Below are 6218 nucleotides of genomic sequence, written 5' to 3' on the forward strand. Positions count from 1 at the left end.
CTCCTGGGCCGCGCACCCCACCCCCGCCGCGAGAAGCGCCACGGCCGGCGACGCCTTCTTCGACGCGGCTACCGAGATCTCCTGGAAGGACCCGACCACCGGCGACGGTGCCGGCCCCGACCCCGGCCCCGACCGCCGACCGCCGCACGCGGCCGCCCAGCCGGCAGGACGGCTGCTCGGCGACGACGCGCCTACCGACCCGGCGATCGAGGCCGACGGGTGTGTCTCGTCAGCTGAACCGTCGGCCGGGCGGAAACCGGCCCGCGATTGACCCGCGGTGCACAACGCCGCCGTCAGGCCAGGCGAAGTGCGTCGACGACGGCGCGGGTGTCCGCTCCGGAGACGGCGGCCCGCCTCCGCCCGGCCTCCCCCGCCACGATTCCCGCGCGCGGCGGGCGCGGGGGCAGGACCCGCTGGGTCCGGCCGGCCTGGTGAACCGTCCAGCCATCCCGATCGCAACCGGTGACGGTCCACGGCACCGGCTCGGCGGGCGGCGCGGCCGCCCAGGCGGCCACCTCCCGCATGGCGACGTCGAGCAGATGGCCGCCGCCGCCGAGCACGGACGCGGCCGCGGCCAGCGCCGCGAACAGGCCGGTGAGCGGGTCGGCGATGGCGTCCCCGCAGAACACCGGGGTCACGGCGTCGCCGCCGCCCGAGCGGTCCCACGCGACGAGACCACCCCCTACCGCAGCGTCGTCGCCGAACGCGACGGGGTCGGGGCCCGAATGGGCGTCGGTGTAGAACCGCCCGTAGCCGGTGATGCTCACCCATGTGCGCCCCGGCCGGGCGGCGACGAACTCCGCGGCGTCGAGCCCGAGCTGGGCCAGGGCCCGCGGACGCGATGACTCGATGACGACGTCGGCGCGCTCCACCAGGCGGCGCAGCATGGCCCGGCCGCCCGGGGCCGCGAAGTCGAGGGCCACGCTTTCGTGACCGGCGTGCAGCCAGTCATAGAAGTCCGGATCACCACGGCGTGCCCCGTCCGGCCGGTGCACGCTCTCGATCTTCACCACGCGCATCCCGATCTCGCCGAGCAGGTGCGCGCACAGTGGACCCGCCCACATCGCGGACAGGTCGATGACCAGGGGTGGCTCGGCACGGACTCCCACCGCCGCCGCCCCGCGCCAGGACGACGCCGGAAGGGCCGGAGGCGAACCCGCGGTCGGCAGGGTCCGAAGCGGCGTGGGCCGGCGGGGGCCGTCGAGCTCGGCGGCCGGGATGGCGAGCAGCCGAGCGAGGTCGACCACGTCGGCGGCCGGTCTGACGGCCGCCGCCGCGCTCAGGGCCGCCCACGCCTGTTCGACGGGATGCAGGCACGGGTCGGCCGAGACCAGTCCGACCTGGTCCCCGAGCGCGCCGACGAGGGCGTCCACGGCGTCCACGTCGTGGGGACGCGAGAGGTTGACGGCGATCCAACCGTCCGAAGTCGGCAGCAGCCGGCAGCTCCCGTTCGCCGACCAGTCACCCCGGCGGTGCAACCCCAGCAGCGCGGCCCGGCCACTCAACAGCGTGGCCACATCGGGCCGGACAGCCCGCCCGAGTTGCCGGGACAACGCCGTGAACAACCGGGCTGCCGCCTCGGCGCGGGCCAGCACCGGCCCGTCCGGAACCAGCGGGGCCCGCCCGGGCGGGCCCGTGAGCCACATCAGGCCGCTGGCCGCCCAGCCCAGCGCGGCGGGCAGCTCAGGTGCCCCGCCGGCTCGGGGGGTGGCCGGCGGGGGCGGGTCGACGGTGGCGACCGGCAGACCCTGGCCGGCGAGCATCGAACGCAGCTCGTCGAGCAGTGTGCCAGGCGCGGGCCCGGCCGGGGCCGAGGGCCGGCTGCCCCGGTCGCCCCATCCGGCTCGTTCCGCCTGTCCGGCTCGTTCCGCCTGTCCAGCTCGTTCGTCTCGTCCGACCTGTCCGGCCTGCCTGGTCTGCCTGGTCTGCTCGGTCTGCTCGGTCTGCCCGGCCAGGGCGGCGTCGGCCGGAGGCGTTGCTGGCGACGACATCACGGCTCCCTGCGCGATCACGGTTCCCTGCGCGGCGGGTTTCCCCACGCGAGGAGTGTTCCTGCCGGCGCGGACTTCCGCCGGTGGGGCCCCCACGCGCAGGGGTCCCCGCGCTGCGGGGTCCCCACCCCAGCTGCCTCGACGCGGCGGCGCCGGCAGGCGGGTCAGTGCCTGTCGGGGCTTGTGCCGGCCGCCGGAGTCTCGCCGCACTGAACGACGACGAAGCCTCCCCGGCCGGAGTACTCAATCTGCGCGAGTTCCCCGGAGCTGCGCCCCACGAGATTCCCCATCTTGAAGGTGGAAACGACCCTGGTGCGCACGCCCGCGGTCCAGGCGACGGCCGCGTCCCGGTCGACACACACCGGTTCGTCCGTCGGAAGCACCAGGGGAGAACCCAGGCAGAGCACGGCCACCCCGCCGGTGCCGGAAACCTCGGTGTTGAACACCCCACCGGCGATCATCGCGCCGATCCCGCCCGAGGTCGTGGTCACCTTGTAACGCACCCCGGATTCCAACGCGAGCAGGCTGCGGCCGTTGACCGTCAGGCTGTCGCGGTCCAGCGTGAAGATCGAGATATGGCTGCCCGACTCGGCGAACCAGACGGTCCCGCGGCCCGTGACCCGCATCAGGTCCTGGCCCTCACCGGTCACCGCCCGCCGCAGGAATCCACCCACGCCCTGCCCCTTGTAGGCGAAGTCGAGCTTGCCCCGGTAGGCCACCATCGACCCCTGCTTGGCGTACGCCTGTCCACCGTCGAGGCGGACCCGCAGCATCCGGTCGCCCTCCTCCAGGGCAAACGGGGGGCCCGCGGGCTGACCGTTCGCGAACTGTCCCAGCGGGTGTGTCATGCCTCCATTGAACGCCGCGGCGCCCACTCGTTCGGACGCTTCGTCCCGATGCCGGTCGTCGCGAGAGTGTGCACACCCCGGAACGGGGGGACATGCCGTCTATCAGGATTCCTTCACTGAAACGGTGTGTTATGCGAGCTCTAGGTGCGGTGGTCACGTTCTTTACCGTCCTGCTCGTCGGAGCCGGGGTCGTCGGCCGGCAGACGTCCGCGGACAGCCGATGGGGCTACGTGGCGGTGGTCGTCGTCGCCGCGCTGGCAGCGAGCCTCGCCGCGCGTCTGATCCCCGGCCGCCACCACGGTGCCGTCGAGATGGACTGTCCGCGCTGCCGCGGCGAGGGGCAGGCCTTCTACGGCAGGGGCCGCGAGACCTACCGGCGCCGCTGCCGTGCCTGCCACGGGCGGGGCTCGGTGCGACACGGCAAGGCGGGTGCGACCCGCTGGCCGGTGCCGGAGACGGAGACGGCCGACGGCCCGTCCGCCACGCCGCCGGTGGAACCGGCGATGGGCCCGTTGTCCGCCCACTGACCGCCCACTGACCGCGGCGGCGACGCCTCAGAGCAGCATGAGCAGCATCCCGCCGGCCATGACCAGCCGGGACGCGACGGGGGTGATCGGCGCGGGGACGGCGTCCCAGGACGGCCAGGCCCGGCGCAGCAGCGGGCCCCCGACGGCCGCGACTGCGGCCACGGCGAAGATGACGGCGAACCAGCCGGACAGGTCGCCGCGGTCGCCGAGGTCACCCACCGGCCACCGGCCCGCGTGGGCCATGCACGCCATCGCCAACGCCTCGACGACGAGCATCGAGCAGCATGACCACTGGGCCGGCTCGCAGCAGGCGGGATTCGTCAGCACGAGGACCAGGAACACCCCGGCGAGGACGAGGTAGGTAAGGGCGAAGGCACCCGAAGACGCCACCCCGGACGGACCGACGAACATGATCGCCATACCCACCGCGACGATCGTGTGACCGATCTCCACCGGCACGAACGCGGCCGACCGGCCCCGCAGCACCCGGCGGGCGAACGCCGGGACGTGGTGCGCCCGTCCCTCGTCGGTGACGATCCGGGTCGCGTGGAACAACGCGACGATGCCGGTGGCGACGGCCGCGGCAAGGGCCACGGCCGCGGGAAGCTGCTGCGAGGACAGCGCCGCAGAGTGCTGGTGCGTCACCGCGGCGGGCGGCGGATGCCGAACACCCGGCCGCAGGTGCGCGGTGTGCCCCGGCCCGCGGCCCACCTGCTCCCCCTGCGAGGCAGGCCGCCGGGCATCTCAGCCCACGCCCAGGGCGAGTTCCGCGTCGACGAGCTCGGTGATGCGGCCGGCGCGCGCCTCGTCGACGATGACCTGGAGCTGCTCGACGCTCATCTGGATCCGCTGCCCGAAGTCGTCGGTCAGCACGATGCGGCGCTCGGCGGGCGCGGTGTGGTCGACGAACAGCTCCGGACAGCCACAGCTGCACTTTCCACAGAAGGTCAGGACGTGGCGGGAGCTCTCGGCTGCGGGCATGTCGACTCCTGGATCGGGGGAGGGAGCGATGGCGCCAGTTTAGGATCCACAGATCCAGTTGTCCCAACGTTCACGTGGTTTCCGGCAGATGTCGTTTTGTTCACTACCGTTTGCTCACGGACAGCTGCCGCGCATCCCGGCCCCGCCGCCCAGGTTCGGGTGGTCGTGGCCCATGTGCGGATGGTTGTGGCCCATGTGCGGGTAGTCGTGGACGACCGGCGGGCACAGGTTCTCCTTGACCACCCGGGAGCTGACCCAGCGCAGGAGGTTCTGGGCGGAGCCGGCCTTGTCGTCGGTTCCCGACCGGCGTGCCCCGCCGAACGGCTGGCGCCCGACGGCCGCACCGGTCGGTTTGTCATTGATGTAGAAGTTGCCGGCGGCGAAGCGCAGCAGCTCGTCGGCCCGCGCGATCGCGGCGCGGTCGGTGGCGACGACCGCGCCGGTCAGCGCGTAGGCCGACGTGCGGTCGACCAGGCGCAGGACGTCGTCCCAGGCGCCCGGCCGGGAGTCGTCGTAGACGTGGACGGACAGGATGGGGCCGAACAGCTCGCGGGTGAACCACTCCCGGCCCGGGTCGGTGCCGACGAGGATCGTCGGGCGCACGAACCAGCCGACCGCGTCGTCGCACTGGGCGCCCGCGAGCACGGTGACGGTGGAGTCGCTGGCGGCGCGGGTGCAGGCGGCGGCTAGCCGGGCGTAGGCGCGGGCGTCGATGACGGCGCCGGTGAAGTGGTCGAAGTCGTTGACGTCGCCGACGGACAGGGCCTCGGTGGCCGCGGCGAGCTCGGCATCCATCCGCCGCCACAGGCTCGCCGGGACGTAGGCCCGCGACGCCGCCGAGCATTTCTGCCCGCTGTACTCGAACGCGCCGCGGACCAGCGCCGTGCGCAGCACGTCGACGTCGGCCGAGGGATGCGCGACGACGAAGTCCTTGCCCCCGGTCTCCCCGACGATCCGCGGGTAGGAACGGTAGCCGTCGAGGTTGTCCGCGACGGCCCGCCACAGCCGGGTGAACACGGCGGCGGAGCCGGTGAAGTGCACGCCGGCGAGGTCGGGGTCGGAGAACACGACGTCGCTGACCGGCTCCCCCGAGCCGCCGACGAGGTTGATGACCCCGGGCGGCAGGCCGGCGGACTCCAGCAGCCGCATGAGCAGGTGCGCGGCGAACGCCTGCGTGGGCGCGGGCTTCCAGACCACGGTGTTGCCCATGATCGCGGGGGCGGTCGGCAGGTTCCCGGCGATGGCGGTGAAGTTGAACGGCGTGACCGCGTAGACGAAGCCCTCCAGCGGACGCAGGTCGAGGCGGTTCCACTCGCCGGCGGCGCTGCGCGGCTGGGCGTCGTGCAGCTCGGCGGCGAACATCACGTTGAACCGCCAGAAGTCGATCAGTTCGCAGGCGGCATCGATCTCGGCCTGCTGGCAGGTCTTCGACTGGCCGAGCATGGTGGCGGCGTTGAGGGTGTCGCGCCAGGGTCCGGCGAGCGCGTCGGCCGCGCGCAGGAACACCGCGGCCCGGCCGGCGAAGCCGAGCTCCCGCCAGGGACCCGCGGCCTGTTTCGCCGCGGCGACGGCGGCGGCCGCGTCGGCGTGGGTGCTCTCCCGCAGTGTGCCGAGCACCCGACGATGGGCGTGCGGCTGGACGACGTCGCGCGGCGGCCCGCCGCCGGGACGGCTGTGGCCGCCGATCGTGTTGGTCAGGTCGAGATGCTCACCGCCCAGGCGGAGCAGTGCCCGGCGCAGACCCGCCCGCTCCGCCGAGCCCGGGGCGTAGGTGCGCACCGGTTCGTTATCGGCGGCGGGCACCCATCCCGCGCTCACGCCCACCGGCACAGCCACCTCCCCACCCCGTGCCCACCGCCCTGCCCGTGTCC

Annotated in this window: 6 protein-coding genes and 1 pseudogene; 2 read left to right on the forward strand and 5 right to left on the reverse strand. The window is 73.9% G+C overall.

What is annotated here, in order from left to right; genetic code table 11:
- A pseudogene (locus NBZ83_RS29300) lies at positions 1-271 on the forward strand (hypothetical protein); the annotation flags it as partial.
- 22 nt (positions 272-293) lie between these two features.
- Here the strand turns inward: NBZ83_RS29300 and NBZ83_RS29305 are convergent.
- Together NBZ83_RS29305 and NBZ83_RS29310 are read right to left on the reverse strand one after the other, a co-directional pair.
- The gene (locus tag NBZ83_RS29305; protein WP_261576246.1) at positions 294-1991 is read right to left on the reverse strand and encodes a CoA transferase; all 1698 of its coding nucleotides are present in this window, start codon (positions 1989-1991) and stop codon (positions 294-296) included.
- A gap of 164 nt (positions 1992-2155) precedes the next feature.
- The gene (locus NBZ83_RS29310; RefSeq protein ID WP_261566467.1) at positions 2156-2839 is read right to left on the reverse strand and encodes an AIM24 family protein; all 684 of its coding nucleotides are present in this window, start codon (positions 2837-2839) and stop codon (positions 2156-2158) included.
- Between the two features lie 149 nt (positions 2840-2988).
- Between NBZ83_RS29310 and NBZ83_RS29315 the strand changes: the two genes are divergently transcribed.
- Positions 2989-3366 carry a cytochrome C gene (locus NBZ83_RS29315; protein WP_261576247.1) on the forward strand — a complete coding sequence of 126 codons (378 nt, stop codon included), beginning with the start codon at positions 2989-2991 and terminating at the stop codon, positions 3364-3366.
- A gap of 27 nt (positions 3367-3393) precedes the next feature.
- On the opposite strand, the gene NBZ83_RS29320 is transcribed toward NBZ83_RS29315, so the two are convergent.
- The 3 genes from NBZ83_RS29320 to pruA all read right to left on the reverse strand — a co-directional run bounded on the left by NBZ83_RS29320 (position 3394) and on the right by pruA (position 6183).
- Positions 3394-4077 carry a DUF5134 domain-containing protein gene (locus NBZ83_RS29320; protein ID WP_261566469.1) on the reverse strand — a complete coding sequence of 228 codons (684 nt, stop codon included), beginning with the start codon at positions 4075-4077 and terminating at the stop codon, positions 3394-3396.
- A 33-nt stretch (positions 4078-4110) separates the two neighbouring features.
- Positions 4111-4347 carry a hypothetical protein gene (locus NBZ83_RS29325; protein ID WP_261576248.1) on the reverse strand — a complete coding sequence of 79 codons (237 nt, stop codon included), beginning with the start codon at positions 4345-4347 and terminating at the stop codon, positions 4111-4113.
- 114 nt (positions 4348-4461) lie between these two features.
- Positions 4462-6183: an L-glutamate gamma-semialdehyde dehydrogenase gene (gene pruA, locus NBZ83_RS29330; protein ID WP_261576249.1), complete on the reverse strand. Its 1722-nt coding sequence runs from the start codon at positions 6181-6183 to the stop codon at positions 4462-4464.
- Positions 6184-6218 lie beyond the last annotated feature (35 nt).

Origin of the sequence: Frankia gtarii (assembly GCF_025403375.1) — a bacterium.
Lineage (GTDB): Bacteria > Actinomycetota > Actinomycetes > Frankiales > Frankiaceae > Frankia > Frankia gtarii.